The organism is Streptomyces caelestis (genome assembly GCF_001279005.1).
Lineage (GTDB): Bacteria > Actinomycetota > Actinomycetes > Streptomycetales > Streptomycetaceae > Streptomyces > Streptomyces heliomycini.
In genome coordinates, this window is sequence record NZ_LGCN01000197.1 from 1 (window position 1) to 26,164 (window position 26,164).

General features: G+C 70.2%; 27 protein-coding genes and 1 pseudogene. 21 read left to right on the forward strand and 7 right to left on the reverse strand.

Annotated elements, in window-relative coordinates; genetic code table 11:
* Positions 1 to 347 precede the first annotated feature (347 nt).
* Complete coding sequence (locus ADK41_RS19095) at positions 348 to 800, reverse strand: ATP-binding protein (protein WP_420706777.1); 453 nt, start codon at positions 798 to 800, stop codon at positions 348 to 350.
* Between the two features lie 336 nt (positions 801 to 1,136).
* Here ADK41_RS19095 and ADK41_RS19100 point away from each other — a divergent pair, with 336 nt between their 5' ends.
* The 4 genes from ADK41_RS19100 to ADK41_RS19115 all read left to right on the forward strand — a co-directional run bounded on the left by ADK41_RS19100 (position 1,137) and on the right by ADK41_RS19115 (position 3,858).
* Positions 1,137 to 1,961: a hypothetical protein gene (locus ADK41_RS19100; protein WP_030831738.1), complete on the forward strand. Its 825-nt coding sequence runs from the start codon at positions 1,137 to 1,139 to the stop codon at positions 1,959 to 1,961.
* A complete protein-coding gene (locus ADK41_RS19105; protein WP_158717698.1) occupies positions 1,948 to 2,412 on the forward strand; it encodes a type II toxin-antitoxin system VapC family toxin in 465 nt (154 codons plus the stop codon). Before ADK41_RS19100 ends, ADK41_RS19105 begins: the two co-directional genes overlap by 14 nt.
* Positions 2,413 to 2,773: 361 nt before the next feature.
* A complete protein-coding gene (locus ADK41_RS19110) occupies positions 2,774 to 3,652 on the forward strand; it encodes a helix-turn-helix domain-containing protein (RefSeq protein WP_030831732.1) in 879 nt (292 codons plus the stop codon).
* Positions 3,649 to 3,858, forward strand: a complete 210-nt coding sequence (locus ADK41_RS19115) for a DUF397 domain-containing protein (RefSeq protein ID WP_030831729.1) — start codon at positions 3,649 to 3,651, stop codon at positions 3,856 to 3,858. Before ADK41_RS19110 ends, ADK41_RS19115 begins: the two co-directional genes overlap by 4 nt.
* A 63-nt stretch (positions 3,859 to 3,921) precedes the next feature.
* On the opposite strand, the gene ADK41_RS43950 is transcribed toward ADK41_RS19115, so the two are convergent.
* The 3 genes from ADK41_RS43950 to ADK41_RS19130 form a co-directional block, all read right to left on the reverse strand.
* Entirely contained in the window at positions 3,922 to 8,082 is a 4,161-nt protein-coding gene (locus tag ADK41_RS43950; RefSeq protein WP_063756576.1) for an Eco57I restriction-modification methylase domain-containing protein, read from the reverse strand.
* Positions 8,082 to 11,267: a DISARM system SNF2-like helicase DrmD gene (drmD, locus tag ADK41_RS19125; protein ID WP_234318944.1), complete on the reverse strand. Its 3,186-nt coding sequence runs from the start codon at positions 11,265 to 11,267 to the stop codon at positions 8,082 to 8,084. The genes ADK41_RS43950 and drmD overlap by 1 nt, the downstream gene beginning before the upstream one ends.
* A gap of 303 nt (positions 11,268 to 11,570) precedes the next feature.
* A complete protein-coding gene (locus ADK41_RS19130) occupies positions 11,571 to 12,122 on the reverse strand; it encodes an SUKH-4 family immunity protein (RefSeq protein ID WP_030831716.1) in 552 nt (183 codons plus the stop codon).
* A gap of 329 nt (positions 12,123 to 12,451) precedes the next feature.
* Here ADK41_RS19130 and gdhA point away from each other — a divergent pair, with 329 nt between their 5' ends.
* On the forward strand, positions 12,452 to 13,810 hold the full coding sequence (gene gdhA, locus ADK41_RS19135; RefSeq protein WP_030831713.1) for an NADP-specific glutamate dehydrogenase: 1,359 nt from the start codon (positions 12,452 to 12,454) through the stop codon (positions 13,808 to 13,810).
* 260 nt (positions 13,811 to 14,070) lie between these two features.
* Here gdhA and ADK41_RS19140 read toward each other — a convergent pair whose 3' ends face one another.
* On the reverse strand, positions 14,071 to 14,931 hold the full coding sequence (locus ADK41_RS19140) for a helix-turn-helix transcriptional regulator (protein ID WP_106979537.1): 861 nt from the start codon (positions 14,929 to 14,931) through the stop codon (positions 14,071 to 14,073).
* An 86-nt stretch (positions 14,932 to 15,017) separates the two neighbouring features.
* On the opposite strand from ADK41_RS19140, the gene ADK41_RS19145 reads away from it, so the two are divergent.
* Entirely contained in the window at positions 15,018 to 15,803 is a 786-nt protein-coding gene (locus ADK41_RS19145; RefSeq protein WP_030831706.1) for an SDR family oxidoreductase, read from the forward strand.
* A 53-nt stretch (positions 15,804 to 15,856) separates the two neighbouring features.
* A complete protein-coding gene (locus tag ADK41_RS19150) occupies positions 15,857 to 16,066 on the forward strand; it encodes a 4-oxalocrotonate tautomerase family protein (protein WP_030831705.1) in 210 nt (69 codons plus the stop codon).
* A 40-nt stretch (positions 16,067 to 16,106) separates the two neighbouring features.
* Here ADK41_RS19150 and ADK41_RS19155 read toward each other — a convergent pair whose 3' ends face one another.
* The gene (locus ADK41_RS19155) at positions 16,107 to 16,874 is read right to left on the reverse strand and encodes a YqjF family protein (RefSeq protein WP_030831702.1); all 768 of its coding nucleotides are present in this window, start codon (positions 16,872 to 16,874) and stop codon (positions 16,107 to 16,109) included.
* A gap of 120 nt (positions 16,875 to 16,994) precedes the next feature.
* On the opposite strand from ADK41_RS19155, the gene ADK41_RS19160 reads away from it, so the two are divergent.
* A complete protein-coding gene (locus tag ADK41_RS19160) occupies positions 16,995 to 17,327 on the forward strand; it encodes a cupin domain-containing protein (protein WP_030831700.1) in 333 nt (110 codons plus the stop codon).
* 127 nt (positions 17,328 to 17,454) lie between these two features.
* Here ADK41_RS19160 and ADK41_RS19165 read toward each other — a convergent pair whose 3' ends face one another.
* A complete protein-coding gene (locus ADK41_RS19165) occupies positions 17,455 to 18,867 on the reverse strand; it encodes a hypothetical protein (RefSeq protein ID WP_158717697.1) in 1,413 nt (470 codons plus the stop codon).
* Positions 18,868 to 19,280: 413 nt separating this feature from the next.
* On the opposite strand from ADK41_RS19165, the pseudogene ADK41_RS40940 reads away from it, so the two are divergent.
* The 13 genes and pseudogenes from ADK41_RS40940 to rpsQ all read left to right on the forward strand — a co-directional run.
* Positions 19,281 to 19,433: pseudogene (locus ADK41_RS40940) on the forward strand (AAA family ATPase); the annotation flags it as partial.
* Positions 19,434 to 19,734: 301 nt separating this feature from the next.
* The gene (locus tag ADK41_RS19175; protein WP_030831691.1) at positions 19,735 to 20,202 is read left to right on the forward strand and encodes a hypothetical protein; all 468 of its coding nucleotides are present in this window, start codon (positions 19,735 to 19,737) and stop codon (positions 20,200 to 20,202) included.
* 456 nt (positions 20,203 to 20,658) lie between these two features.
* Positions 20,659 to 20,967 carry a 30S ribosomal protein S10 gene (gene rpsJ / locus ADK41_RS19180; RefSeq protein WP_003948644.1) on the forward strand — a complete coding sequence of 103 codons (309 nt, stop codon included), beginning with the start codon at positions 20,659 to 20,661 and terminating at the stop codon, positions 20,965 to 20,967.
* A gap of 18 nt (positions 20,968 to 20,985) precedes the next feature.
* Positions 20,986 to 21,630, forward strand: a complete 645-nt coding sequence (gene rplC / locus ADK41_RS19185) for a 50S ribosomal protein L3 (protein WP_004927290.1) — start codon at positions 20,986 to 20,988, stop codon at positions 21,628 to 21,630.
* 8 nt (positions 21,631 to 21,638) lie between these two features.
* Positions 21,639 to 22,298, forward strand: a complete 660-nt coding sequence (rplD, locus tag ADK41_RS19190; RefSeq protein ID WP_030831688.1) for a 50S ribosomal protein L4 — start codon at positions 21,639 to 21,641, stop codon at positions 22,296 to 22,298.
* The gene (gene rplW, locus ADK41_RS19195; RefSeq protein WP_030220990.1) at positions 22,298 to 22,717 is read left to right on the forward strand and encodes a 50S ribosomal protein L23; all 420 of its coding nucleotides are present in this window, start codon (positions 22,298 to 22,300) and stop codon (positions 22,715 to 22,717) included. The genes rplD and rplW overlap by 1 nt, the downstream gene beginning before the upstream one ends.
* 38 nt (positions 22,718 to 22,755) lie before the next feature.
* Positions 22,756 to 23,592, forward strand: coding sequence for a 50S ribosomal protein L2 (gene rplB, locus ADK41_RS19200; protein ID WP_004927281.1), 837 nt, complete (start codon positions 22,756 to 22,758; stop codon positions 23,590 to 23,592).
* Between the two features lie 12 nt (positions 23,593 to 23,604).
* Positions 23,605 to 23,886: a 30S ribosomal protein S19 gene (gene rpsS / locus ADK41_RS19205; RefSeq protein WP_003948639.1), complete on the forward strand. Its 282-nt coding sequence runs from the start codon at positions 23,605 to 23,607 to the stop codon at positions 23,884 to 23,886.
* Positions 23,887 to 23,927: 41 nt separating this feature from the next.
* Complete coding sequence (gene rplV, locus ADK41_RS19210; protein ID WP_019329637.1) at positions 23,928 to 24,275, forward strand: 50S ribosomal protein L22; 348 nt, start codon at positions 23,928 to 23,930, stop codon at positions 24,273 to 24,275.
* Positions 24,275 to 25,102: a 30S ribosomal protein S3 gene (gene rpsC, locus ADK41_RS19215; protein ID WP_004927271.1), complete on the forward strand. Its 828-nt coding sequence runs from the start codon at positions 24,275 to 24,277 to the stop codon at positions 25,100 to 25,102. Before rplV ends, rpsC begins: the two co-directional genes overlap by 1 nt.
* A gap of 5 nt (positions 25,103 to 25,107) precedes the next feature.
* Positions 25,108 to 25,527 (forward strand): 50S ribosomal protein L16, encoded by a 420-nt coding sequence (rplP, locus tag ADK41_RS19220; protein ID WP_007443989.1) that lies wholly within the window; start codon positions 25,108 to 25,110, stop codon positions 25,525 to 25,527.
* Entirely contained in the window at positions 25,527 to 25,751 is a 225-nt protein-coding gene (gene rpmC / locus ADK41_RS19225; protein ID WP_030831683.1) for a 50S ribosomal protein L29, read from the forward strand. The genes rplP and rpmC overlap by 1 nt, the downstream gene beginning before the upstream one ends.
* Complete coding sequence (rpsQ, locus tag ADK41_RS19230; RefSeq protein ID WP_004927263.1) at positions 25,748 to 26,035, forward strand: 30S ribosomal protein S17; 288 nt, start codon at positions 25,748 to 25,750, stop codon at positions 26,033 to 26,035. The genes rpmC and rpsQ overlap by 4 nt, the downstream gene beginning before the upstream one ends.
* The last annotated feature ends 129 nt before the right edge of the window (positions 26,036 to 26,164 follow it).

Below are 26,164 nucleotides of genomic sequence, written 5' to 3' on the forward strand. Positions count from 1 at the left end.
TGTTCTCGTGGAGGACACCGCCGGTGTGGTGACGCGATCGGGTCGGATTGCCGGCGGGGGCTGACCGGGCGCGCGGGGGCGCGCTAGTGTTTTGGGTATCCATCGGGAAAGGTCTCGTTTCCTTGGTGGTTAGGCCCTCGCACCGGGACGGCAATCCCGGCGGGGGCCGAAGTCTTTTTCGGGTCGTGTGCGCTGAGCGTAAGGGTGTCGGGGGTGCGGAAATCCAGCTGAGCCGGTGATGTTCACCCGCCCGAGTGATCACGCGCCTCGGGCGGGAAAGGGTGGGGCCTGGTGGGGTTCTTTCCCCTCATGTTCTTGCTTGGTGAGGCGCCGACGGCACCGGAGCTTCAGATCCCGGGTTCCGGTGCCGTAAGCCGTAGTTCGGCCCAGATGGTCTTACGCGGGAAGCGGCCCTCGGTCACACCCCAGCGGTCCGCGAGCGCCTCCAAGAGAAGCAGGCCGCGACCCGACTCGGTTTCGGGGGAGGGCGGTTGGGGCTCGGGTAGGCGTTCGCCCCGCGTGTCGGTGACCTCGATACGGAGCGTGTGGTCCACCACGTAGAAATCGAGACGGAAGTCCCGGCCCGGGACGCGACCGTGGGTGACGGCGTTGGCCGCCAGCTCGGCCACGACATGACGGGCGGCGTCCGAGTCGTATCCCCAGCTGCGGAGCTGGGCGTCCGTGAGGAGGCGGGCGAGGCGGGCACTGCGCGGGGTGGCGGACAGCAGCACGCTGAAGTGGGGGAAAGGGCTGGTCGGTTGAGCCGTGATGCCGGCGGTTTCCTGATGCACGGCATTCAGAGTGATGGCTCGCATCCGTCGCCGTGCGTGATTACGGAGGCGCGTGCCGTGACTGTCGGTGATGTGTCCGAGGCTGTCGGCGTTGTCGGCTCGACTGTGTGACAGCGTGGTCCCTACGCTGCGGCGCCCGCCCACGATCACATGCGGACCGGCAGAGCGGGGAGATCGCTCACGCTTCGGTGCGGCAGAACGATGCTCCGGGCGCATGGGCGTCAGACTTCCCCGTGGGCTCGCCGATCTCCTGCGGGTGACAGTTGCGGGGAATGCGCCCAGTCTGATGGAAGGGTTCGCATACTGTGACGCTGGAAAACTGCGGCCGTGGGAGGGAGGGACATCATGAGGATCGAGCTCGCGCTGAAGCTGCTCGGCCCGCACGCGGGCATGGACGCCCAGGACTCGCTCCAGACGCTCACCACCATGCTGGCCCTCCTGCGGGAACTGGAGGCCACCGAGACCGCCCGGCCGGGTGTGCAGGGAACCCGCTGGACCTTCAACGAACTACGGCTCGGCAGTGTGACGTGCGTTCTGGAGCCGCTGCGGATCGCCGAACACTCGACCTACGACGTGGTCGAACGGGTGGCGCGCAACGCGGTGGGCGGACTGTACGAGGCCGAGTCCACCGCGCGCATTCCCACCGGCTGGACGCTGAAGGCCGCGGGTCTCGGCCGGCGGGTCGCCAAGTCGCTCGGGGCGTCTCCCGACGTCGGCATGATCCTTGAGGTGCGGGGCGATGGGGAGGCCCTGCGCACCGCGGAGATCACCCAGCGGGCCGCGCTGCACCTGGACGAAGCCACCAGGACGCGCCACCGCACGTTCGGTTCTCGCAGGGGCCGCCTGAGCGGTCTGCAGGAAGGGGGCAGGCAGCGCCGTCTTCGAGGCGTGCTCCGTACCGAGGTCGGCGGTGAGGTGATCCCCGTGTACTTCGGTGACGACCTCGACCCCGAGCTCAGGCGGGCCTGGCGGCGTGACCGGGTGGAGATCACCGGTGAGATCACCGAGAACGCGCAGGGGCAGAGCATGTGGATGCGCGCTCGGGACATCGAACTCCTGGCGACGAGTCCCCAGCTCTCCGATGACGATCTGCGGGGCGGGTTCTGGCCCGACATGACGAGCGGCCAGGACGCGGTGGAGTATGTGGAGGCCCTTCGTGGGGACAACTGACCGCCCCGACTCGGTCTACCTGGACACCAACTGCTTCGTCGACTGGGCGCAGGGAACCCACTGTCACCGTGAGGCGGAAAGCATGCTCCGGGCCGGGCGCGCCGGACACGTTCGTCTCTTCACCTCCACGCTCACCCTGGCCGAGGCTCGGGGCACGAGTGCGAGCGAACACCGGCTACGCATCCGGACCCTGCTTCAGGAGCCGTACATCACGCTCGTGGACGTGACCCGGCGCGTCGGGCTCCTCGCGAACGACCTCACCGCCGACCGCCCGAAGATCAAGGGCGCTGACGCGGTGCATCTGGCGTGCGCCTGCTTCGCCGGGGCCGAGGTGTTCATGACCCGCAATTTCCGCGACTTCTCCCCGGGCGACACCTACAAGGGCGTGCTATTGCGTACGCCCTTCGAGTTCGGGGGCGAGGGCATCTTCCCGGAATCCGACATCGGCTGAGCGGTGGGGCGCCGGTTGCGCTCCGCTGTCAGCCGCACCGCCGGATCGCGGACCCGTCCGTCCTGCCGCTGGCCAGCCAACACCTGCTTGGTACACCGCTCTTCACGATTCAACTCCCGGCGGCAACCCGCACCGGGAACTCGGTACTGGCGCGCTGACCGAGGGCGGGGCGCAGCCGCTCGAACGTGTGAATTGTGCGTTCGGCCTGCACTGGGGTTCATGTCGCGATCTAACGTGAGTGGTGGCGGATTTCCCTACATGTGGTGACTGTCCGCTGGTTGTCCGGTGCTGTCCGGGCTGTCGGGGTGGTTGGTACGGGTAGGGCGCCGCGGTACGGCGCGGGACGACGGAGGGGTGCGGCATGACGGCGGTGGATGGTGAGGCGGTACGGCTCAAGGGTGAGGCGGACGAGCCGGGGTGGGAGGTGGACCCGGACGACGAGTGGGGCGTCGCCGTCATCACCACGGTGGGGCGGCAGTTGAAGCTGCGGCGCGAGGCGGCGGGGATGCGGGCCGGCCAGTTCGGGGCGGCGATCGGGTATGGGGAGGACCTCGTCTACAAGGTCGAGGGCGGGAAGCGGATCCCTCAACGGGAGTATCTGGACAGGGCCGACGAGGTGTTGGGGGCGGGTGGGTTGCTCTCGGCGGCTTGGGAGGACGTGAAGAGGGTCCGGTATCCGAAGAGCGTGCGGGCACTGGCGGAGCTGGAGGCCAAGGCGGTTGAGCTGGGTGTGTACGTCGGGCTCAGCATCCATGGGTTGTTGCAGACGCCGGAGCATGCGCGGGCCTTGTTCGAGGTGTCCCAGTCCGCCTATTCAGAAGAAGAGTTGGATGAGCTGGTGGCCGCGCGGATGGCACGCAAATCGATCTTCGAGCGGAGCCCGGCACCGATGCTCAGCTTCGTGCAGGAAGAGGTGGCGCTGCGCCGACGGGTTGGGGGCACAATGGTGTGGCGTCAGCAACTCGAACACCTGCTGGAGTTGGCACAGCGGCGCAACGTCACTCTCCAGGTGATGCCGACGAGCGCGGGGGAGCACCCCGGGCTGAGCGGCAAGATCGAGGTGCTGAAGTTCGGGGACGGTACGGCGGTAGGGCGCTCCGATGGGGCGTTCAACGGCCGCCCGACCTCTGAACTGAAGCAGCTCCGCATCCTTGAGCTGCGGTACAGCACTATTCGGGCTCAGGCTCTCTGCCCGAGGGAGTCCTTGGCCTTCATCGAGCAACTGCTGGGAGAAGAATGATCCGCGAGACCGCTGCCGGTGATGCCTCCGAACTGGCATGGTTCAAGAGCAGTTACAGCGATGGTCCCGAGGGCGACTCCTGTGTGGAGATCGCGATAGCGCCCCGCACCATCCACGTCCGCGACTCCAAGAACGTGGCAGGCCCTCGGCTCGCGCTCACGCCAGACGCGTGGGCGAGCTTCGTGACGTACACGTCGGAACGCTGACGCACCAACGGCATGCGCCCCGCGCCTGGTTGGCACAGGGAACGGGGCGCGCTGGCGTATAGCTCAGAACAATGCGTCGGGTTTGGGGAACAGCCCGTCGTCAGAGAAGTTCTCCATAGCGTGCTGAGGGCTACGCGTAGCGGCCCGCGCCTTCGCCTTGGCCTTACGGGCGGCAGCCCTCCGCCTTTTTGCCTCGGGCGTATGCAGGCCCTTATCCAGCTCTTCCTTATAGCGGGCGTGGTTCAATTCTAGGAGCCGGTCGAGCGCCTCGGTCTGGACATCGGGAGCGATAGTGAACCGTTCCCCTTGGGGTGTGGTGTGGGAGCCATGCTTGAGATCGAGATCGGTCCAGCCATACGCCTCGGCGACAGCTTGGTCCACCTCGACTTGCGCTCGCCGAACTGACTCGACGTCGGGGGTGGTTTCGGACTGTAGGTGTACGAGCTTGTAGACCTGAGTGAGACCGATGTTCCTGGCAGCCATGATGGCGCGCTGGGTTGCTTCCAGGACCTCACCAGCAGTGTGGAGACGCGAGGTCTCGTCGGGTCGAGGGAAGGTTTCGTAGACGTCGGACGGGTTGTAACGAAGGTCGCCCTTTAGGCTGGAACCCCATTTCCAGGCCCAGGCCACGTGCAGTCCGCTTGATACGATAGCGAGTTGCGCGGGTGATGAGCTTGCAATTACGGACAATGCATCTGAAAGAACTTGGCTGGTAGACAGTCGACTGGGAACCAGTGAGTTGCTGTGGCGGACGATCACGATTGCCTTCTCCAGGTCTGCGATCGCCTCGTAAAGCTGCGGGGCCCGCTCGGCGTACTGCCACCATCGTTCCCGCCGCACTGCACGGTTGTTCTGCGCCCGCACGGGCTTGACGTCCCGCTCAACAATCGCGAACACATCCGGGTATTCCGCTGCCTTCTCCAGAGACCAGTGGTGAAAGTTGATCACCCATCTGCTCGCGATGGCCCCGGGCTGCTGATTGAGGTCCTCACCGTTGAGGTACGGAAACAGTACTTCCGCGTTCTTCGGATCCTTCGCAATGAGTGCCCGCGCCTGTTCAGGCCGCAGCACGAAGCCCTTCCCTAGTACGTACGACCCGATGAAAATTTGGGCCTCATTTGCCACCAATCGATGTGGCGTTCCCGACACCCTCGATGCAAGATCAAGTCCCGATGTGATCCCCAGTACCTTATTGCCGTCCAGCACGGGAACCTCGCTTGCGCCGAGCTTCCCAGCTAGCCACAACAGCGATACGACCACCGCAGCAGTCCCCGACCACGGCTGCGACTTGACTGCCCGGTACACCGTCCAGCCGTTCGCCGTAGCCTGATCGAGCCCGACCTCACGGGTGTCGCCTTGGGCGATCGTGTTGGTAGCAATGATTCCCGTACGGCATCCCGGAGCCAGTGAAAGATTCCGCAGCAAGAAGTACGAGCACAGGTCCGCGCTGCCCCGCTTACCGCCCCCGATCCGATTGACCAGGTACTCGCGGTAGTCGTGCCCTAGCGCACCCGTGAGCTTCTGCCCGCCCACAAACGGCGGATTTCCCACCACCGCATCGAACCCGCTGGAGCCCTCCACTCCCATAATCTCGGGAAACTCCAACGGCCAATGCAGCGGCTTGATCGCCTCAGTCCTCGACCCCTTCAGCCACCCCTCCACGATCCCCCGAGCCCGACCCGCAGCCTCCTCAGCCCCAGCCCCGTCCCCCATAGCAGCCGCGACCAGCCCGGCCACCGCCTCCAACCGGTTCCGGTACGCCTTCCCTTTGGCGTCCTCCTTGGCCTCCGCGTGAGCCGCCCGCCCCCGCGCACCCCCGACGTTCTCCACGCCGGAGATCTCGCTGGCCTCCTCGTCGGAGATGCCCTCCGCCGCCAGCGCGGCCCCCACCACCGCATCCGCCGCCAGCCGCAGCTTGCCGCTCAACGCCTCTGCCTTCTTCAGCAGCTCGACCTTGTCCCGGACCACCCGGATGTCATTGACCGCCGTCGACTCGATCTTCCGGCGCAGCTCCGCCGCCTCCGACAGCAGCGTCTCCGTCACGTCCAGCGCCCGCGACACCTCGGGGCTCAACTGCCGTGCTCTCGAGTCGAGATGGAACGCCTTCACCTGCTCCACATCGATGACCCCGACCAGCGAGTCCCCGCATTGCAGCGCATGGTCCAGGAACGAGAACGGCCGCCCCTTCGACAGCGTGACCAGCCACAGCGACAGCTTGGCCAGTTCCACCGCCATCGGGTCGCGGTCAACCCCGTACAGGCACCGGTCGGCCACCAGCCGCCGTGCCATCTGGTGCACCTGCTCGCGGTCGTCCACGTCGACGTCCCGCGCGATCTCCGGCGGCAAGCCGTCCCGCAGCCACGCCTCGACCACCCGGTCGGACAGGTACCGGCACGCCGACACCAGGAACGCGCCCGAGCCCATCGCGGGGTCCAGCACCCGAAGCTTCAGCAGCTCCTCGGCCGTCTTCGCCCGCCACACACCCGGCTGGGCCCCCTCCGCCGGACCGGGCGCGAAGCACAGCGGCGCGAGCGTGTGCTCGACGACCTCCTCCGCCAGCGCCTTCGGCGTGTAGTGCGTGCCCGTGTCACGCCGGTTGCCCGACCGCACCACGACGACCGAGCCCGCCGGCCACACCTTCGGCTCGCCGCGCAGGTCGATGCCGTACAGCCCCGAGAAGACGACCGCCCGCTCGACGAGAGCCGCATCACTGCCGCACGCGGTCTCCAACTCGACCGTGACGACACCCGACTTGGCCTGCGCCGCCGTCACCGTCGCCGACTTGGTCCCGGCCGCCGCGGCGACCTCCTCCGCCAGCGTGCCGGCCGCCGTCCACTCCTCCAGGCGGGCCAGCGGCAGCACCGCCTCGTACTTCTTGTCCCGCCCGAAGGACACCCCCACGTACGGCTCGTCGGCCCAGTGGCAGCCGTACTCCAGCAGACCCTCGTAGACGTGGCCGATCTGCTCGACGTCCAGGCCCTTGTACGACAGCCGCTCCTCTCCCTTGAACCCCTTACGCGCGCGCAGGGTGAGGAGGGCGTCGAGGATCTCGTAGACGACCCGGTCGGTGACCTTGGCGTCCACCAGCCAGGGGAAGCGGGACGGGTCGAAGAGGGAGCCGCCGTACGGGGGGATCCACAGGCGGTCGTGGGTGCAGCCGCCGTGGATCGCGGCGAACGTGGCCAGCAGGCGCGGCCAGGTCGCCGCGGAGCGGTCACCCAGCTCACCGCCGTGCAGGCGACGGGCGGTGCGCAGCTCCTCGTGCAGCGGGCCGACGGCGTACGAGGCGTCGTACAGCTCGTCCCCGGCCGGTAGGAGGCGCTGCTCCTCGGCGTAGAGGAGGAAGACCAGGCGCATCATGACGGTGAGCGCACCCTCGTAGACCTGCTTGGCGGGGACGTCCCGCAGCACGGCGCCGTGCGACTCGCGGTCCAGCCGGGACACCTCGGCGACCAGCAGGGACACCGCCTCGCGGACCTGGCGGCCGAGGGTGTCGGTGACCTCGGACTGCGCGTCGGCGGTGCGGGCGAACAGGCCCGCCGTGGAGTCGGACGGCTTGCCCGCGGCGTCCAGCGGCGGGCGGACGATTCGGCGGGCGGTGAGCAGGCTCGCGAAGGCGCGGGCCAGCAGCGGTTCCTCGGACCACAGGTCGGCGTCGAAGACGGCGACGGTCGTGGCCTCCTTGGGACGGGCGTGGACGAGGGCCCACTCGCGGCCGTTGGTCAGCAGGGCGAGCGGGACCTGACGTGCCCGGCACAGGTCGGCGGCCCGGTCGGCGAGAGAAGGCTGGTCCCCGCGCGAATCAATGAGGGAAGCCTCCCACTCCGGCGTACGGAAGAGGAGGGCGCGCGGGGTGAGCCCCGACTCGCCGGGACCGAGAAGGACCGCGTCGGGGGTGTTCGCGCCGGCCCGCAGGGACTCGGGGATCGCGGAGCCGTCGCGCAAGCCGGGGGAGCGCCAGCCGAGCAGCTCGTCGAGGACCAGCTTCTCCCAGGCGTGACGCAGCAGCGCCGGGTCCTCCTGGACCTCCGCCCAGGCCTGCCGCAGCCGCGTCCACATCTCGGACGGGATGGTGTCCAGGCCCTGCGGGAACGCGCCGACCAGCACCGGCAGTGAGACGAACGGGCCGTCGGGGCGGAGCAGGCGCAGCCAGTCCTCGTGCTGTTCCGCGGGCGTGGGGACCTTGCCCTTCGGCAGCACCTTCTTCTTGGCGGCGGTCGGCATCAGCGGCTCTCCTGGCGGGCGGCGGTCATGGTGAGGGAACGGGGGACGAGGAAGGTGACGGACACCGGGAACCAGCGGGTCGTGGGGTCGGCCCAGCGGCGGCGCAGGGCCGACGTCTCGGACTCGATCACCTCCGGCAGCCGCCTCAGGCGCTCCTTGAGGGCGTCCCGGTCGGCGTTCAGCTGGCGGCGTTCGTCGTCGACGTCGAACAGCGACTCCTGCTGCCAGTGTCCCGTATCGTCCAGCCGCTCCCGGATCGACCGGCCGAGGTCCTCCAGGACCGCGCGCATCCCGTCGACCTCCTCGTCGCAGCGTTTGGCGAGCAGGGTCTGAAGGGAACGGAAGCGGCGGTTCGCCTGGGTGTTCAGGGCTTTGGAGAGCCGCTTGTCCAGGTTGTCCGGCCACAGCGCGGACAGGTCGTCGCGGATCCCCTCCGGCGGCAGGTCGTCCGTCGCGGCGGCGAGCCAGCCCTCCACGTCCTCCCTCCTCGCCGCGGCGAGCTTCCCGCTCTCGATGAGGCCGCCCGCCGCGATCACCTCCTCGTGGAGGCGCGCGCCACCGCTGCCGCTGATGACGACACGGCCGTGCGCGACGACGGCGGGACCGCGCAGGACACCGTCCGGCACCACGCGGGCCGTCACCCGGGACAGCTTCCTGCCCTGCACACCGTTGCCGCCCGCGCCCAGCGACTGCGCGTCCCCGCCCGACCACAGCTCCGCCCGCAGCAGCCGCAGACACATCTGCGTCAGGCGGTGGCCCAGGTGGAGGTAGACCACGTCCGTGCGGTCGCGGGCCTCGGCCTCGTCGAACACGACCGGGCGGTCCGCGCCGGTGAGCGGGTGCCGCAGACCGTCGTTGCGGGCCCGCGCCCACGCACCGGGCAGCTCGGGCAGCCGGAAGCAACGGGCACCCTTGCCCGGCTGCGGGTCGGGAACCTCGGTCAGGTCCTTGCGGTGGGCGAGCTGGAGACCCGTACGCACGACGCGTTCCAGCGTCTCGGCGTTCAGGTGCAGTTCCTGCCGGCTGCCCGTCAGAGCCTTCACCAGCTGCTCCAGGTCGCGGGCGAGGTCCCGCTCGACCTTCAGCACCGCCTTGCCGGACCGCTTGGTGATCTCCACGTCGGCCGTGGTCCAGCTGGACCGGCGCCCCAGCATCTTCTGCTCGACCTGCGCGGCGATGATCTCGCCCGCGCTGCCCAGGTCCTCGCGGATGCGCTCGGTCTTGCGGGCGGCCACCGCGAGGAAGTGCATCTCGTCCTCCAGCGCCCCGTCCTCGTACCCGGATTCCGTCTGGTGGTCGTGTGCGGCGTCGAAGCCCTGCCAGCCCTCCGGGACGAAGTGGTGGACGTCCACTTGGTCTGCCCGCTGGCCGTGCCGGTCGACACGGCCGTTGCGCTGCTCCAGGCGGTTGGGGTTCCAGGGGATCTCCCAGTGCAGGACCCGGTGGCAGTGGGCCTGGAGGTTGATGCCCTCGCTGGCCGCGTCGGTGCCGAGCAGGATGCGCACGGGGGAGAGGTCGGGGCTCTCCTGGAACACCGTCTTGACGTGCTCGCGTTCCTTCGGGTCCTGGCCGCCGTACAGCAGGGCGATCCGGTCCGCCGGGTATTTGGCCGCGATCAGCTGCTCGTACAGCCAGCGCTGGGTGTCCCGGTACTCGGTGAAGACGATGACCCGCTGGTCCTCCCACTCACCGAGAGGGCCGTCCGGGCACGTGATCCGGTCCAGCCACTCGCGGAAGCGCGCGAACTTGGCGTCCGGGCGCTTGCCGGCCGTCACGGCCCAGGTGTCCAGCTCCTTCAGCAGGGTGCGCTCGCGATCCGACAGGGGCCGCATGGCCTGGCGGGCGGCGGTGAGGGCGCGGGCCGCGGCCTCCGCCTGCTCCTGCTCGCCGTCCTCCTCGGCCTCCTCCACGCCGTCGATCAGCGGCCTGAGCACGCGGACGCTCGGTGCGGGTTCCGCCTCCTCGGCGGGCCGCCGGGACGTCATCGTCTCCAGGTGCGTGGCGATCGTCTCCGCGAACGCCTTCGGCGACGACAGGAACCGCTTCTTCAGCAGCGTCGTCACGAAGTCCGCCGCCGTCCCGCCCGCCTTCCCGCCGCCGTTCCCCTCACGGCGGGAGCGGGCGTACTCGGCGAGCTTCGCGTAGGCCGCCCGCGTCTCGTCGCTGTACCGCACCTCCAGGGCGTGGGGAACGCGCTGCGGGAAGCGGGGCTTGTCGTTCCACGTCCGTGGCAGCTCCGACTTCAGCCGGCGCACCATCACGCGGCGCAGCTGCTCGTCCGTCGGCTTGACGCCGCGCGCGAAGCGGTGGTCGTCGAGCAGTTCGAGGAGGGCCGTGAAGGACTCCAGGTAGCCGTTGTGCGGGGTCGCGGAGAGGAAGAGGCGGTGCTCGCAGTGCGGGGCGAGGAGCTTCACGGCCTGGGTGCGCTGGGAGTCGACCGCGTACCTGCCCGTGCCGGACGGGGCGCAGGTGTGGACCTCGTCCACCACCAGCAGGTCGAAGGCGCGCGGGTACTCCGGCACCGGCGGGAGGATCTCCCGCAGCATCCGCTTCGGACGCTCCCGCTTCAGCCAGTCGATCGACACGATCAGGCGCGGGTGGTGCGTCCACGGGTTGGCGTACAGGCCGGCCGAGCGGCGCAGCTCGCGTAGCAGCTTCGTGTCGACGATGCGAAAGTCCAGGCCGAACTTGTCCCGCATCTCGTCCCGCCACTGCAGGGTCAGACCGGCGGGACAGACGATCAGCATGGAACGCGCCCGGTGCCGCAGCATCAGCTCCTGCATGACCAGGCCGGCCTCGACGGTCTTGCCGAGGCCGACGTCGTCGGCGATCAGCAGGTTCGTGCGGGGCATGGACAGGGCGCGGACCACCGGGTCCAGCTGGTAGTGCTGGATCTCCACGCCGGAGCGGAACGGCGCCTGCAACGCCGTCTTGTCGGCGGAGGCGATGGCGCCCCAGCGCACGGCGTCCAGGAAGGCGTCAAGGCGGCCCGGTTCGTCGAACCCGGCGGCCGGTGACGGCAGTTCGTACTGGTCGTGGACGCTCGTCGCCTGCTCCAGCTCCCACACCACCCGCAGCTCCTCGTCACGGGCGTCGTCCTCCACGGACGTCAGGGAGACGAGGTGCGGTGCGGCGGCCCCGGCGCTGCGGGCGGGGTCGTCGGTGGTCAGGGCGGAACGGGTCACCTCCGTCACCACCCAAGGGCGATTGCGTACGGTCACCAGTTGGCCGGGAGCCACGGGCGCCGCGCCGTCGGCGGGGCGGGCGAGGTCGGGACCGTCGTCGGCCGCCGTGTCGTCAGTGTCATCCGTTACCGGCCGCACAGCTGCCCCACCCCTGGTCATGACGTCCTCTTCTCCCGTCCCGGCCCGTCCGGCGACCGCCGTACACGGCTGGTCGCACCCGGGAAAGCCTAGAGGGCGATCCGGGTGATGTCGGAGGTTGTGGTGACGCGGCCGGTCAAGGACGCGTGGGCTCGGCGGCCCGTCTCACCAGATGCCCTCGGCGACCTCGTCGAGGACGAGGTTCCACTGCGACTGGTCGTCCTCGAAGGGGAGGAAGTCGAAGGCCTCGATCCGCGCGCGCAACCGGTCGACCTGCTCGTCGATGCCGGCGTCGTCCCGTGCGTGCTCCTCGAACCTCTTGAAGAGGAGCAGGGCGTAGACGAGGGACTCGACGTCACGGTGGAGTTGCGTGTACGAGTCCAGGGGTTCGCCCTCGCCGAACGCGTACACCTTCCCGCTCTCGGGGTCGAGGGTGATGAGGGAGGCGGCGAAGTGGGCGAGCACCAGCCAGGACCCGCACTCCTCGGGCAGGGGCCCGCCCTCGGGCCCGAACCACTCGGCCAGGCGGATCGACTCCTCCTGGCCGACGCCGGCCTTCGACTTGAAGTACTCGTCGTCCGGAAGACCGATCCTGCTGAGGAAGTCCGCCGTCCGTACGTCGAGGCGGCTGTCCGGTTCCTCGTGGCGGGGGAAGTACACGACACCCGTGAGACCGAACGCGCCGAGGAGTTCGTCCGCGGAGACCGTGAAACTCATGAGGGCCCTCGTGCTTCGTCGCGGGAGGACGCCGAGGGGATCCGGCACCCCGGAAGGACGTGGGGACCCGGCTCTCCCAGGGGCGAGATCCCGCTCCCGATCGTATACAGGGAGTGAGACGCCGTGGCGTCCTGTGTCCGTGCGGGAGGTCTCAGATAGCGGACAATCGTGCGAGCGTCTTGCCGTTCCGGTTTACACAGAGGTAACACTGAAAGGCTGGCCGCCTTGGGCAACCATCCCCGAGCGGCCGCTGTCCTGCGCGCGGCAACGGCGCCGAGCGCCCATCACCGGTCACCGTATCGGTGTCAGCCGCGCCAGAAAGGGACCTCGTGACCTCACGACCCGACCCCAAGACCTCCCTCGACCTGCTCCGCGCCGAGATCGAGCGCCGCAACCCGGCGGAGCCCGAGTTCCACCAGGCCGCACGCGAGGTGCTGGACACCCTCGCCCCGGTGCTCACCGCGCGCCCCGAGTACGCCGAGCCGGGACTCGTCGCGCGACTGGTCGAGCCGGAGCGCCAGATCATGTTCCGGGTGCCGTGGCAGGACGACCAGGGCCGGGTCCACGTCAACCGGGGCTTCCGGATCGAATACAACAGCGCCCTCGGCCCCTACAAGGGCGGCCTGCGCTTCCACCCCTCCGTGAACCTCGGGATCATCAAGTTCCTCGGCTTCGAGCAGATCTTCAAGAACGCGCTCACCGGCCTCGGCATCGGCGGCGGCAAGGGCGGCAGCGACTTCGACCCGCAGGGCCGCAGCGACGCGGAGGTCATGCGCTTCTGCCAGTCCTTCATGACCGAGCTGTACCGGCACATCGGTGAGTACACCGACATCCCGGCCGGCGACATCGGCGTCGGCGCCCGCGAGATCGGCTACCTCTTCGGCCAGTACCGGCGGATCACCAACCGCTGGGAGGGCGGCGTGCTCACCGGCAAGAGCGCCGGCTGGGGCGGCTCGCTGATCCGCCCGGAGGCGACCGGATACGGCAACGTGCTCTTCGCGGAGGCCATGCTGCGCGCCCGCGGCGAGGACCTGGAGGGGCAGACCGCGGTCGTCTCCGGCTCCGGCAACGTCGCGATCTACACCATCCAGAAGCTGGCCGCCCTCGGCGCCAACCCGGTCACCTGCTCCGACTCCAGCGGCTACGTCGTCGACGAGAAGGGCATCGACCTGGAGCTGCTGCGCCAGATCAAGGAGGTCGAGCGCGGCCGGGTGAACGACTACGCGGAGCGCCGGGGCGCCTCCGCGCGGTTCGTGCCCGGCGGGCGGGTCTGGGAGGTCCCGGCGGACGTCGCCCTGCCGTCGGCGACCCAGAACGAGCTGAACGCCGTGGACGCCGACGCCCTCATCCGCAACGGCGTGAAGGCGGTCTCCGAGGGCGCCAACATGCCGACCACGCCGGAGGCCGTGCAGCTGTTCCAGCGGGCCGGCGTCGCCTTCGGCCCCGGCAAGGCGGCCAACGCGGGCGGGGTCGCGGTCAGCGCGCTGGAGATGACGCAGAACGCGTCGCGCACGTCGTGGAAGGCCGACCAGGTCGAGGACGAGCTGGCCCGCATCATGACCGACATCCACACCACCTGCGCCGAGACCGCCGAGCGCTACGGCGCCCCCGGCGACTACGTGGCCGGCGCGAACATCGCCGGCTTCGAGCGGGTGGCGGACGCGATGCTCGCGCAGGGCGTCATCTGACGCACGGGTGAGCCCGCCGCCGGCCCCCGCGAGGGGCGCGGGCGGCGGGTAGCGGGACGAGCGGCGGGGCGGTCGAAGCAGCCGCTTCCGCCGCCCGCCCGCCCGGGCCCTGTGGGCCGGCGCCGTCCCGCGGCCGTGCGCCACCGCACCAGCGCCCGGTGACCGGCCGGCCGGGGACCGTCCGGCCTCCGACGGTGGGGCGCGCGGGGGGAAAGCGCGCGGGGAAGGGTGCGCGTGGAAGGGCGCGCGAGGGAAGGGCGTCAGCCCGACGGCTCGACGACCTCCTGCGTTCCGACCACCGACAGCAGATCCAGCAGCCCCGCGCTGTCCGTCCCGACGGCCGGGGTGAACCAGAGCAGCCGCTGACGCCCGTCCTCGCTGAACAGGTGCAGACAGTTGACCTCGATCGGACCCAGCGTGGGGTGTACGAGCCGCTTCCGGTCGTCCCGCCGGAAGGCCACGTCGTGGTCGGCCCACAGCGCGGCGAATTCCGGTGAGACGTCGAGCAGCGTCCGTACCATCGCCCCGGCCTCGGGGTCCTTCGCGTCCCTCCGCGCGACGGCGGCCCGCAGGTCCGCGACGAAGGAGCGGGAGTGCCTCTCGTGGTCGGCCTCGGGGTACTGGTCCCGGGCCGCGGGCTCGGTGAACCACCGGTGGACGAAGCTGGCCCGGGGGCCCCGGAAACCGGACTGGTCCCCGAGCAGCGCCACCGCGAGCGGATTCTGCACGAGGGTGACGTGCAGGTCGGTGATCACCTGCGCCGGCGTCGAGGCCAGGCGGCCGAGCAGGTCCAGCATGCCGGGGTGGACGTGCGAGGCGGCCCCGCCCTGCACCGGCACCGGGCGGTCCGCCAGGCGGTACAGGTAGTCGCGCTCGTCGGCGCTCAGCCGCAGCGCCCTCGCCAGCGCGGCGATCATCTGCTCGGACGGCTGGGATCCGGCCCCGCGCTCCAGCTCGTTGTAGTAGTCCACCGACGCTCCGGCGAGCTGGGCCACCTCCTCGCGGCGCAGCCCGGGCACCCGACGTCTGGGCCCGGCCGGCAGACCGACGTCGGCCGGGCGGATGCGTTCCCGCCGCGAACGCAGGAACGTCCCCAGCTCGGCGTACTTCGCAGCGCTCATGACGCCCATTGTGCGTCGGGCCGGGCCGCCGACCCAGGGGATGTCATCCCCTGGATGCGCCGGCCGCCGCCGCGCAGGGTGGAGGCATGACCACGAACCAGCACCAGAACCAGAACCGGGACCAGGACACTTCCGCTCCGGCAGCCGTACGCGTCGCCGTCGTCACCGGCGGATCGCGCGGCATCGGCCGGGCGGTCGCGCGCAAGCTCGCCGAGGACGGCCTGGCCGTCGTCGTGAACTACACCCGTGACGAGGCCGCCGCCGAGGAGACGGTGGCGGCGATCACCGGGGCCGGCGGACGGGCGGTCGCCGTACGGGCGGACGTGGCGGAGGAGAAGGAGGTCGCCGCGCTGTTCGACCGGGCGGAGGAGGAGTTCGGCGGCGTCGACGTGGTCGTGAACTCGGCCGGTCGGATGGTCCTGTCGCCCATCGCCGACCTGGACCTGGCGGCACTCGACGCCATGCACCGCACCAACATCCGGGGCACCTTCGTGGTCGCCCAGCAGGCGGCCCGTCGGCTGCGCGCGGGTGGCTCGTTCGTGGCGTTCTCGTCCTCCGTGGTCGGCACGCAGTTCCCGGAGTACGGGGGGTACGCGGCGAGCAAGGGCGCCGTGGAGGCGCTGACGCTCATCCTGGCGCGCGAGCTGCGCGGACGGGACGTCACGGTGAACACCGTGGCCCCCGGCCCGACGGCCACGGACATGTTCCTCACGGGCAAGACCCCCGAGCAGGTCGACCGGCTGGCCAAGACGCCGCCGCTGGAGCGACTGGGCACGCCCGACGACATCGCCGCCGTGGTCGCCTTCCTCGGCAGCCCCGCGGGGCGCTGGGTGAACGGCCAGGTCCTGCGCGCCAACGGCGGCATGGTCTGACGCCGGCGCGACCGCACGACAACGAACCCACCACCCCCTGTCAGGAGACACCCATGCCTTTCGCCCAGTTCAAGGTCCCCGCGGGCACCCTCACCGCCGAGGACAAGAGGAAGCTCGTCGAGCGCACCACCGACCTCTACGCGGAGATCTACGGGGAACGGGCCCGCCCCACCACCGTCGTCCTCGTCGACGAGGTCCCCGACGGCGGCTGGGGCGTCGCCGGCAACGTCCTCACGGCCGCGATGCTGAACGGCACCGCCTGACCGCCCCCCCCGAGGCCGCGGAACCGGGTCCGGCACGCCGTCAGGGTGTGGGGATGCCGGCCGGCCGGGCCGGGCGTCCGAAGCGGGCGGGGACGCCCGGTGAGTACAGCACGCTCACCGGCTCCCCGGCCGGCCTCGGCAGCCCGGCCGCGGTGACCAGGTCCTCCTCGCACTCCAGCAGCTCGGCCCGGTGCAGCGGCCAGCGCGGATGGGCGTTGGGCAGGTACATCGACCGCCCGAAGAAGACGCTGTGCATGCCCCAGCGGGCGGTGAGGAAGTGCTCCAGCCCGGTCGGCTCCTCGATGGGCTCGCCCCTGCGCACGGTGATGCGTCCGCCGGCGCCCTGCGGCCCGGGCCAGCGCCGGGAAGCGGTGTACCTCACGGTGCTGCCGTCGAGGTGCTCCACGCGCATCCGGGACCAGAGGTACGGCATCCGGAACCCGAGGCGGGCGACCACCACCGGGATCAGCCGGGAGGCGTCCAGGGAGAGGAAGACCACCCCGCGCCGCCCGTGCGCGTCCACCGAGTACAGGCGGACGTTGGTCTCCGGGAAGCTCCCGAGATAGGGGACGCCCGGCAGGCGCAGCCACCCCACCCGGTGCATCCGGAACGCGACGAGACCGACGTACGTGACACCGTCCAGGGTGTCGGGCACGGTGCCCGGCGGCAGCAGGGGGGCCACGTCGGCCGGGTCCACCGCCCAGTGCACGAAGGTCAGGTCCAGCCACGACTGGGTGAGCAGCGGACGCGCGATCGCCTCCGGCGGGTCGGGCGTGATGGGCTGCGGGGGCGGCGGTGTCGACGGCACCACGCCAGTATCGCGGAGGGCGCGGACGGCCGTACGGCACGACGGGCGGACGTGGCGGCCGCCACGACGTACCCCACATGGCCCTGGCGACCGCGGGGCGCTTCGGGAAGGCTCGGAGCCATGCAGAAGATCTCCCTCGACGCCCTCGCCCGCGAACACCTGGAACATGCCGCCGCCGCCTCTCACGGCCGCAGCGCCACCACCGTCCACGGCGGCCACGAGCACACCCTGCGCCAGACCCTCCTCGCGCTGACCGCCGGCACCGCCCTCGCCGAGCACGACAACCCCGGCGAGGCCACCCTCCTGGTCCTGCGCGGCCGCGTCCGCCTCACCAGCGGCGACGCCGACTGGGAAGGCCGCACCGGTGATCTCATCGTCATCCCTCCCGCCCGGCACGGCCTGGAGGCCCTGGAGGACGCGGCGGTGCTGCTCACGGTCGCGAGACAGGGCTGAGCGCCCCGCCGGCGGTACGACGACGTGCCGTCGGCCGGTCGCGCCCGCGCGATGGTAGCCGCACGGAGACGCAGTCCCGTGCCCCCGCAGAGCGCTGCCGGACCGCGGCGGAATTCGCCGGGCCCGCTCAGGCCTCCGCCCGCCGCACTCTCCGGTCCCGGCTCCTGCGCCGCTCCCAGACCGGCAGGTCGTCCGTGGCGGCGGGGCGCGTCACCAGGTACCCGGTGACGGCCGCGGCCACCCCGGCCGCCGCCAGCGGCAGATAGCCCGTGAGGTGGCTCGCCGTGCCCGTCAGCGCGGGCAGCGCGCAGGCGGCCACGGCGGTGTGGAGGACGACCAGCAGCAGACGGACGGCCGGCGACGTCCCGCACAGGCCGGCCCAGTCGCGGACCGTGACGGACGGGTCCGTCGACCGCTCCGACGCCACTTCGCGTTCCCGCAGGCGGGCGAGGTCCTTCGGGTAGGCGGTACAGCGGAAGACCCGGCCGTCGGGGGCGACGAAGAAGCAGGGAACGAACCTGCTCTCGCGCACCAGCCGCCAGCGGTTCGCCCACATCAGCCAACCCCCCGACGCCCCGAACTCCGCCGCCAGGGCGGGTATGTCCGCGTCCGGAACGTGCAGTTCGAGTTTCCCTCGCTCACCGGAGGCACGCAGGGAGCGGTGGACCACCACCTGGGTGGTGCCGGCGCGGGAGCCGACGGTCGTGTGTTCGTTTCGCACCGCGGTGAGGGTGTCCACCCGGAACGCCTTCACCCGGCCCGCCGCCGCGTCCTCGGCAAGCACCCGGTGGGGCCCGAAGCGCCCGCTGCGCCTGCCGAGGTGCGCCAGGCTCGCCGCGACCGCGAAGGCGGTCAGGAACCAGGGGCCGGCGGTGAACGGGGGCCGCCAGGTCCGGACGTACGCCGTGATGTCGGTGCTGTCGTCCACCCAGCCGCCCAGCTCGGGCCGGCCCGGGACGTGCAGCACCTCGACCTCCCGCCACCCCGAAGGGACGCCCGCGACGATGCCGCGGTCCACGGGCAGCCGGGTGCCGTCGGACAGTTCGGCGGTGAAGGAGGCGTACCAGTAGCTGCCGAACTTCTGTCCGGAGACCCCCACGTTCGACTCCTCCTGCGACGTCACCGCCGTGATCGTGCCGGTGGAGACGGTCGCGCCCGCGTCCTGGAGCGCGGCGAGGGTGCGTGCCTGACGGCCGTCCGGCTGCCAGGCCAGCAGCAGCGCCGACACCAGCGCGTACCCGGCGAGGGCGCCCGCCAGGCCGCGGGCCAGGGAGACCAGCGGCGGGTGCGGCAGCCGGGCGGGCAGGCGGGCGGCATCGTCCGCGGGCCGGTCCTCCGGGGGCGCCGGGACGAACCGCGGGGCCCGCCAGGTCGCCGCCACCCAGCCCAGTCCGCACAGCAGCGCCGCGCCCAGCGCGGCGAGGACGTCCCAGCGGGGAGTCGGAGCGCCGTAACGCGACAACGGCAGCAGCGCCGCGACCGCGGCCCACACCAGCGCCGCCCCACCCCATGCACGCGTTCCCGTCGTGGATCTTCGCATGAAGGCATACAAGCGTACGAGTGTTCGTGAATGCAGTCGTTCTGTGAGAGGTGCGGCTTCCGTCGGCACGGGCGCCGGTGCACGGCCTCACCGAGTGGTCGGTACCGCGGCGAGGGCGGAGCGACCCGAACGGGGAAGGACGGTTCGTGGTGACGGGCACCGTTGGAACGGAGCGGACGGTCGGGACGAGATATGGTCCGGCCGATGAAATCGATCGGGCGGTGAGGGCCGGGATCTCCCGCGCCGGGGCGTCTCCGGGACCGGAGCAGAGGGGCGAACCGTTTCTTCCGGGTCGTCCCCGTGGCACGGGGAACCCTGAACCGCCGCTGGGCCGGACAGCCGTCGGTCCGGCCCGCGCGGACGTAAGGCATCGTGGACCGAGGGCCGCGGGGGCGTACGGAAGGGGAGGGGGCATGGGCGCGGAGGACACGGCCGGGCGGCTGCGGCCGGTCGGTGACGAGCCGTCGGAGCGGTCCCACGAACGGGCCGACATCGTAAGGACGTTGCTGGTGACGCTGCTCGCCGGGCAGCACTCGTCGGTGCTCGGGCCGCCCGGGAGGGCGGAGTTCCACGACACCGCCCGCGCCCGCGGCGACATCGCGATGATCACCGATGACGACTGCGGCGTCACCGAGCAGTGGACGCGTGCCTGGAACGCCACCGGGCGCCGGCCGGGCTTCCGGGTCTTCGGCCTGGTCGGCGGAGTCCCGCGCGCCGCCGCGGCCGGCTCGGCCCTCCAGGCCCTGTGCGACGACCTCCGCCTCATCGAGGACCTCACCGACGTCCACACCACCGCCGGCCTCTCCCGCGTGATGTGACGTGTCCGGGAGCCGGGGCCGCGGGGAGAGGGAAGGCGGGCGGGGACCTGTGGGATCCGAGTGGGACTGGGAAACCGGCGAGGGGCTGCTGGGCGTCGACGACCCCGCGGACTGGGACGCCGCGTTCGAGCGCGGCGAGCGGAGCCTGGGGACGGCGGCGATCGGATTGGCCCTCAACTGCCTGCTGGAGGAGGCGTCGCCCCGGATCGTCCGGGCGACGCGGCTGCCGGACGCCGCTCAGCGCGGGTTCGCGTTCACGGCGGTGGGCGCCGCGGCCCGGCTCAACGGGGCGTTGACGCCGGAGCTGTACGCCGCCTTGCGGGACGAAGGACTCGTCGGCACCGCCGAGGACGCCATCAGGGACACGCTGACGTTCGTACCGTTCCGGGATCTGCCGCCCTGGTTCAAGCGGCGGTCGGTGTGTCTGACGGTGCGGGGCACCCTGGAGGGCTGGTGGCTGAGCGCCGAGGACGCGGTGGAGGACGCCCGGCGCGCCCTGCGACGGCGCCGCCCGTGAATCCGTGCAGGGGACGGTGCCGCGGGGTGGCCGGCCCACCGCGCCGTTTCAGGGCACCTGCGTTTGATCCCCGTCACTTCCGGGGTAATCTCTTCCGCTCGATTGGCCAGTCCCGGCCCCCGTGTGGCAGACTGTCCGAGTTGCTCGGTCGAGCGTTGATGCTGCGCGCCTCCCGCCGGGAGGACCGGAAGCGAGTCCCACAGTACTCGTCGTTCCTGATCAGGAACGGACGTACGGGAATCTTCCGGGAAGTGTTGCGCGGCGCCGGCCAGGCGCCCGGTGGGCCTTTCGCCCCCGGTCCGCGGTTCTGGTAGGGCCGTGTCAATCCCGCAGGGATGTTCGAACAAGGGACATTCATGTCGGCGGGACTGCGACACACCCGACCGCGTGGGTCGGAGGACGAGCCCTGGACATCGGGTTCCGGAGCGTAAAGAGAGACAGGACTACGAAGTAGCCATGGCGGGACAGAAGATCCGCATCCGGCTCAAGGCCTACGACCACGAGGTCATCGACTCCTCGGCGAAGAAGATCGTCGAGACGGTGACTCGCACTGGTGCGTCGGTCGCGGGCCCGGTGCCGCTGCCCACTGAGAAGAACGTGTACTGCGTCATCAAGTCGCCGCACAAGTACAAGGACTCGCGCGAGCACTTCGAGATGCGCACGCACAAGCGCCTGATCGACATCCTCGACCCGACCCCCAAGACCGTTGACTCTCTGATGCGACTCGACCTCCCGGCCGGTGTCGACATCGAGATCAAGCTCTGAGGCCGGTGATCTGAAGAGATGGCAAAGCAGATCAAGGGCATCCTGGGCGAGAAGCTCGGCATGACGCAGGTGTGGGACGAGAACAACCGTGTTGTTCCGGTCACCGTCGTCAAGGCCGGCCCCAACGTCGTCACCCAGGTCCGCACGAACGACGTCGACGGCTACGAGTCGGTCCAGATCGCCTTCGGCGAGATCGACCCGCGCAAGGTGAACAAGCCCCTCAAGGGCCACTTCGCCAAGGCCGACGTCACCCCCCGTCGTCACCTCGTCGAGATCCGCACGTCGGACGCCTCCGAGTACACGCTGGGCCAGGAAGTCACCGCCGAGGTCTTCGAGTCGGGCGTGAAGGTCGACGTCACCGGCAAGAGCAAGGGCAAGGGCTTCGCCGGTGTCATGAAGCGTCACAACTTCAAGGGCCTCGGCGCCGGTCACGGCACCCAGCGCAAGCACCGCTCGCCGGGCTCCATCGGTGGCTGCGCCACCCCGGGCCGCGTGTTCAAGGGCCTCCGCATGGCGGGTCGCATGGGCAACGAGCGGGTCACCACCCAGAACCTGACCGTCCACGCCGTTGACGCGGAGAAGGGTCTGCTGCTCATCAAGGGCGCGGTTCCCGGTCCGAACGGCGGCCTCGTCCTGGTCCGCACCGCGGCCAAGGGGGCCTGAGGTAACCGATGAGCACTGTTGACATCCTTTCGCCTGCGGGCGAGAAGACCGGTAGCGTCGAGCTCCCCGCGGAGATCTTCGGCGTGGAGAAGATCAGCATTCCGCTGATCCACCAGGTCGTCGTCGCGCAGAACGCCGCTGCCCGCCAGGGCACGCACAAGACCAAGCGTCGCGGCGAGGTCCGTGGTGGCGGCAAGAAGCCGTACCGCCAGAAGGGCACCGGCCGCGCCCGTCAGGGCTCGACCCGCGCGCCGCAGTTCGCCGGTGGTGGCGTCGTGCACGGTCCCGTGCCGCGCGACTACTCCCAGCGCACCCCCAAGAAGATGAAGGCCGCCGCTCTGCGTCACGCCCTCACCGACCGGGCGCGCCACAACCGCATTCACGTCGTCTCCGGCGTGATCGAGGGCGAGACCCCCTCCACGAAGGCCGCCAAGTCGCTGTTCGGCAAGATCTCGGAGCGCAAGAACCTGCTCCTGGTCGTCGACCGCGCCGACGAGGCCGCGTGGCTGTCCGCCCGCAACCTGCCCCAGGTCCACATCCTGGAGCCGGGCCAGCTGAACACGTACGACGTTCTCGTCTCGGACGACGTGGTCTTCACCAAGGCCGCTTTCGAGTCCTTCGTCGCCGGCCCGAACAAGGCCAACGACAACGAAGGGAGCGAGGTCTGATGGCTGCCCGTCACCCCTCGATCGCCTCGAAGGCCGCCAAGGCGGCCAAGGCCGCCCGCGTCGCCAAGGCGCGCCGCCACGAGGCCGAAGGCAAGAACACCGTCGTCACCCCGGCGAGCAAGGCGTTCACGGACCCCCGTGACGTCCTGCTGAAGCCGGTCGTGTCCGAGAAGAGCTACGCGCTCATCGACGAGAACAAGTACACGTTCATCGTCGCGCCGGGCTCCAACAAGACCCAGATCAAGGAGGCCGTCCAGGCGGTCTTCGAGGTCAAGGTCACCGGGGTCAACACGATCAACCGCGTCGGCAAGCGCAAGCGCACCCGCACCGGCTTCGGCCAGCGCGCGGCGACCAAGCGCGCGATCGTGACCCTCGCTGAGGGCGACCGTATCGACATCTTCGGCGGTCCGACCGCGTAAGCGGTCAGGATCGTTCGATATCGGACGAGGACTGAGAAATGGGTATCCGCAAGTACAAGCCGACGACTCCGGGCCGTCGTGGCTCCAGCGTCGCCGACTTCGTCGAGGTCACGCGGTCCACGCCGGAGAAGTCGCTGGTCCGTCCCCTGCACAGCAAGGGCGGCCGTAACAATTCCGGACGTGTGACCGTCCGCCACCAGGGTGGTGGACACAAGCGCGCCTACCGCGTGATCGACTTCCGTCGTCACGACAAGGACGGCGTGCCGGCGAAGGTCGCGCACATCGAGTACGACCCCAACCGCACCGCGCGCATCGCGCTGCTGCACTACGCCGACGGCGAGAAGCGCTACATCCTCGCCCCGCGCAACCTGCAGCAGGGCGACCGCGTCGAGAACGGTCCCGGGGCCGACATCAAGCCGGGCAACAACCTGGCCCTCCGCAACATCCCGGTCGGTACCACGATCCACGCGATCGAGCTCCGTCCCGGTGGCGGCGCCAAGTTCGCCCGCTCCGCCGGCGCCTCCGTGCAGCTGCTCGCGAAGGAGGGCTCGATGGCCCACCTCCGCATGCCGTCCGGAGAGATCCGCCTGGTCGACCAGCGCTGCCGCGCCACGGTCGGCGAGGTCGGCAACGCCGAGCAGTCGAACATCAACTGGGGCAAGGCCGGCCGTAAGCGGTGGCTGGGCGTCCGCCCGACCGTCCGTGGTGTCGTCATGAACCCGGTCGACCACCCGCACGGTGGTGGTGAGGGCCGGACCTCCGGTGGCCGCCACCCCGTGTCCCCGTGGGGCAAGAAGGAAGGCCGTACTCGTTCGCCCAAGAAGGCGTCGAACAAGTACATCGTCCGCCGCCGCAAGACGAACAAGAAGCGCTAAGGACGGGTTGAGATGCCTCGTAGCTTGAAGAAGGGACCCTTCGTCGACGACCACCTGATCAAGAAGGTGGACGTCCAGAACGAAGCCGGTACCAAGAACGTCATCAAGACCTGGTCCCGTCGCTCGATGATCGTCCCGGCGATGCTGGGCCACACGATCGCGGTGCACAACGGCAAGACCCACATCCCGGTGTTTGTCACCGAGTCCATGGTCGGCCACAAGCTCGGCGAGTTCTCGCCGACGCGCACCTTCCGGGGTCACGTCAAGGACGACCGGAAGTCGAAGCGCCGCTAGTCAGCGGGGTGATGACCATGACAAACACTGAAGGGACAACCATGGAAGCCAGGGCCCAGGCGCGGTACATCCGCGTCACGCCCATGAAGGCCCGCCGAGTGGTGGACCTCATCCGTGGCATGGACGCCACGGAGGCTCAGGCGGTCCTGCGTTTCGCCCCGCAGGCCGCGAGCGTGCCGGTCGGCAAGGTGCTGGACAGCGCCATCGCCAACGCCGCGCACAACTACGACCACACCGACGCCGACAGCCTCTACATCTCCGAGGCCTACGTCGACGAGGGCCCGACCCTGAAGCGGTTCCGTCCGCGCGCCCAGGGCCGCGCCTACCGGATCCGCAAGCGGACCAGCCACATCACCGTGGTCGTCAGCAGCAAGGAAGGAACCCGGTAATGGGCCAGAAGGTTAACCCGCATGGGTTCCGGCTCGGTGTCACGACCGACTTCAAGTCGCGTTGGTACGCCGACAAGCTGTACAAGGACTACGTCAAGGAAGACGTCGCCATCCGCCGGATGATGACGTCCGGCATGGAGCGCGCCGGCATCTCCAAGGTCGAGATCGAGCGCACCCGTGACCGCGTGCGGGTGGACATCCACACCGCTCGTCCGGGCATCGTCATCGGCCGCCGCGGCGCCGAGGCCGACCGCATCCGCGGCGACCTCGAGAAGCTCACCGGCAAGCAGGTCCAGCTGAACATCCTCGAGGTCAAGAACCCCGAGACGGACGCTCAGCTCGTGGCCCAGGCCGTCGCCGAGCAGCTCTCCTCCCGCGTCTCCTTCCGCCGCGCCATGCGCAAGAGCATGCAGTCGGCGATGAAGGCGGGCGCCAAGGGCATCAAGATCCAGTGCGGTGGCCGCCTCGGTGGCGCCGAGATGTCCCGCTCGGAGTTCTACCGCGAGGGCCGCGTGCCCCTGCACACGCTCCGCGCGAACGTGGACTACGGCTTCTTCGAGGCCAAGACGACCTTCGGCCGCATCGGCGTGAAGGTCTGGATCTACAAGGGCGACGTCAAGAACATCGCCGAGGTCCGCGCCGAGAACGCCGCCGCCCGTGCCGGCAACCGCCCGGCCCGTGGTGGCGCTGACCGCCCGGCCCGTGGTGGCCGCGGTGGCGAGCGTGGCGGTCGCGGCCGCAAGCCGCAGCAGGCTCCCGCTGCCGAGGCCCCCAAGGCCGAGGCTCCGGCTGCCGCTCCGGCTGAGAGCACCGGAACGGAGGCCTGACCGACATGCTGATCCCCCGTAGGGTCAAGCACCGCAAGCAGCACCACCCGAAGCGCCGCGGTATGGCCAAGGGTGGTACGACGGTCGCGTTCGGCGAGTACGGCATCCAGGCCCTCACGCCGGCATACGTGACCAACCGCCAGATCGAGGCGGCCCGTATCGCGATGACCCGCCACATCAAGCGTGGCGGCAAGGTCTGGATCAACATCTACCCGGACCGCCCGCTCACGAAGAAGCCGGCCGAGACCCGCATGGGTTCCGGTAAGGGTTCGCCGGAGTGGTGGATCGCGAACGTGCACCCGGGCCGGGTCATGTTCGAGCTGTCCTACCCCAACGAGAAGATCGCCCGTGAGGCCCTCACTCGCGCAGCCCACAAGCTGCCGATGAAGTGCCGGATCGTCAAGCGCGAGGCAGGTGAAGCGTGATGTCGGCCGGTACCAAGGCGTCCGAGCTGCGCGAGCTGGGTGACGAGGAGCTTCTGGCGAAGCTCCGCGAAGCCAAGGAAGAGCTGTTCAACCTCCGCTTCCAGGCGGCGACCGGTCAGCTCGAGAACCACGGTCGGCTGAAGGCCGTCCGTAAGGACATCGCGCGGATCTACACCCTGATGCGCGAGCGCGAGCTGGGCATCGAAACGGTGGAGAACGCATGAGCGAGAACAACGTGACTGAGACGAACACCGAGGCTCGGGGCGACCGTAAGACCCGCGAGGGCATCGTCGTCAGCGACAAGATGGACAAGACCGTCGTCGTCGCCGTCGAGGACCGCAAGAAGCACGCGCTGTACGGCAAGGTCATCCGCAGCACGAGCAAGCTCAAGGCCCACGACGAGCAGAACGCCGCCGGCGTCGGCGACCGCGTCCTCCTGATGGAGACCCGGCCGCTGTCCGCGACGAAGCACTGGCGCATCGTCGAGATCCTCGAGAAGGCCAAGTAGGTAATTCCCGCAAGGGAGTTCCCAAAAGTACGTTCCTGCTAGGCATCCCTCGCAGGACAGTTCCGCCAGGCTCCGGGGGCCGTTCAGCCGAACGGCCCCCGGGGAACCGGCAGACAAACAGGAGATAGA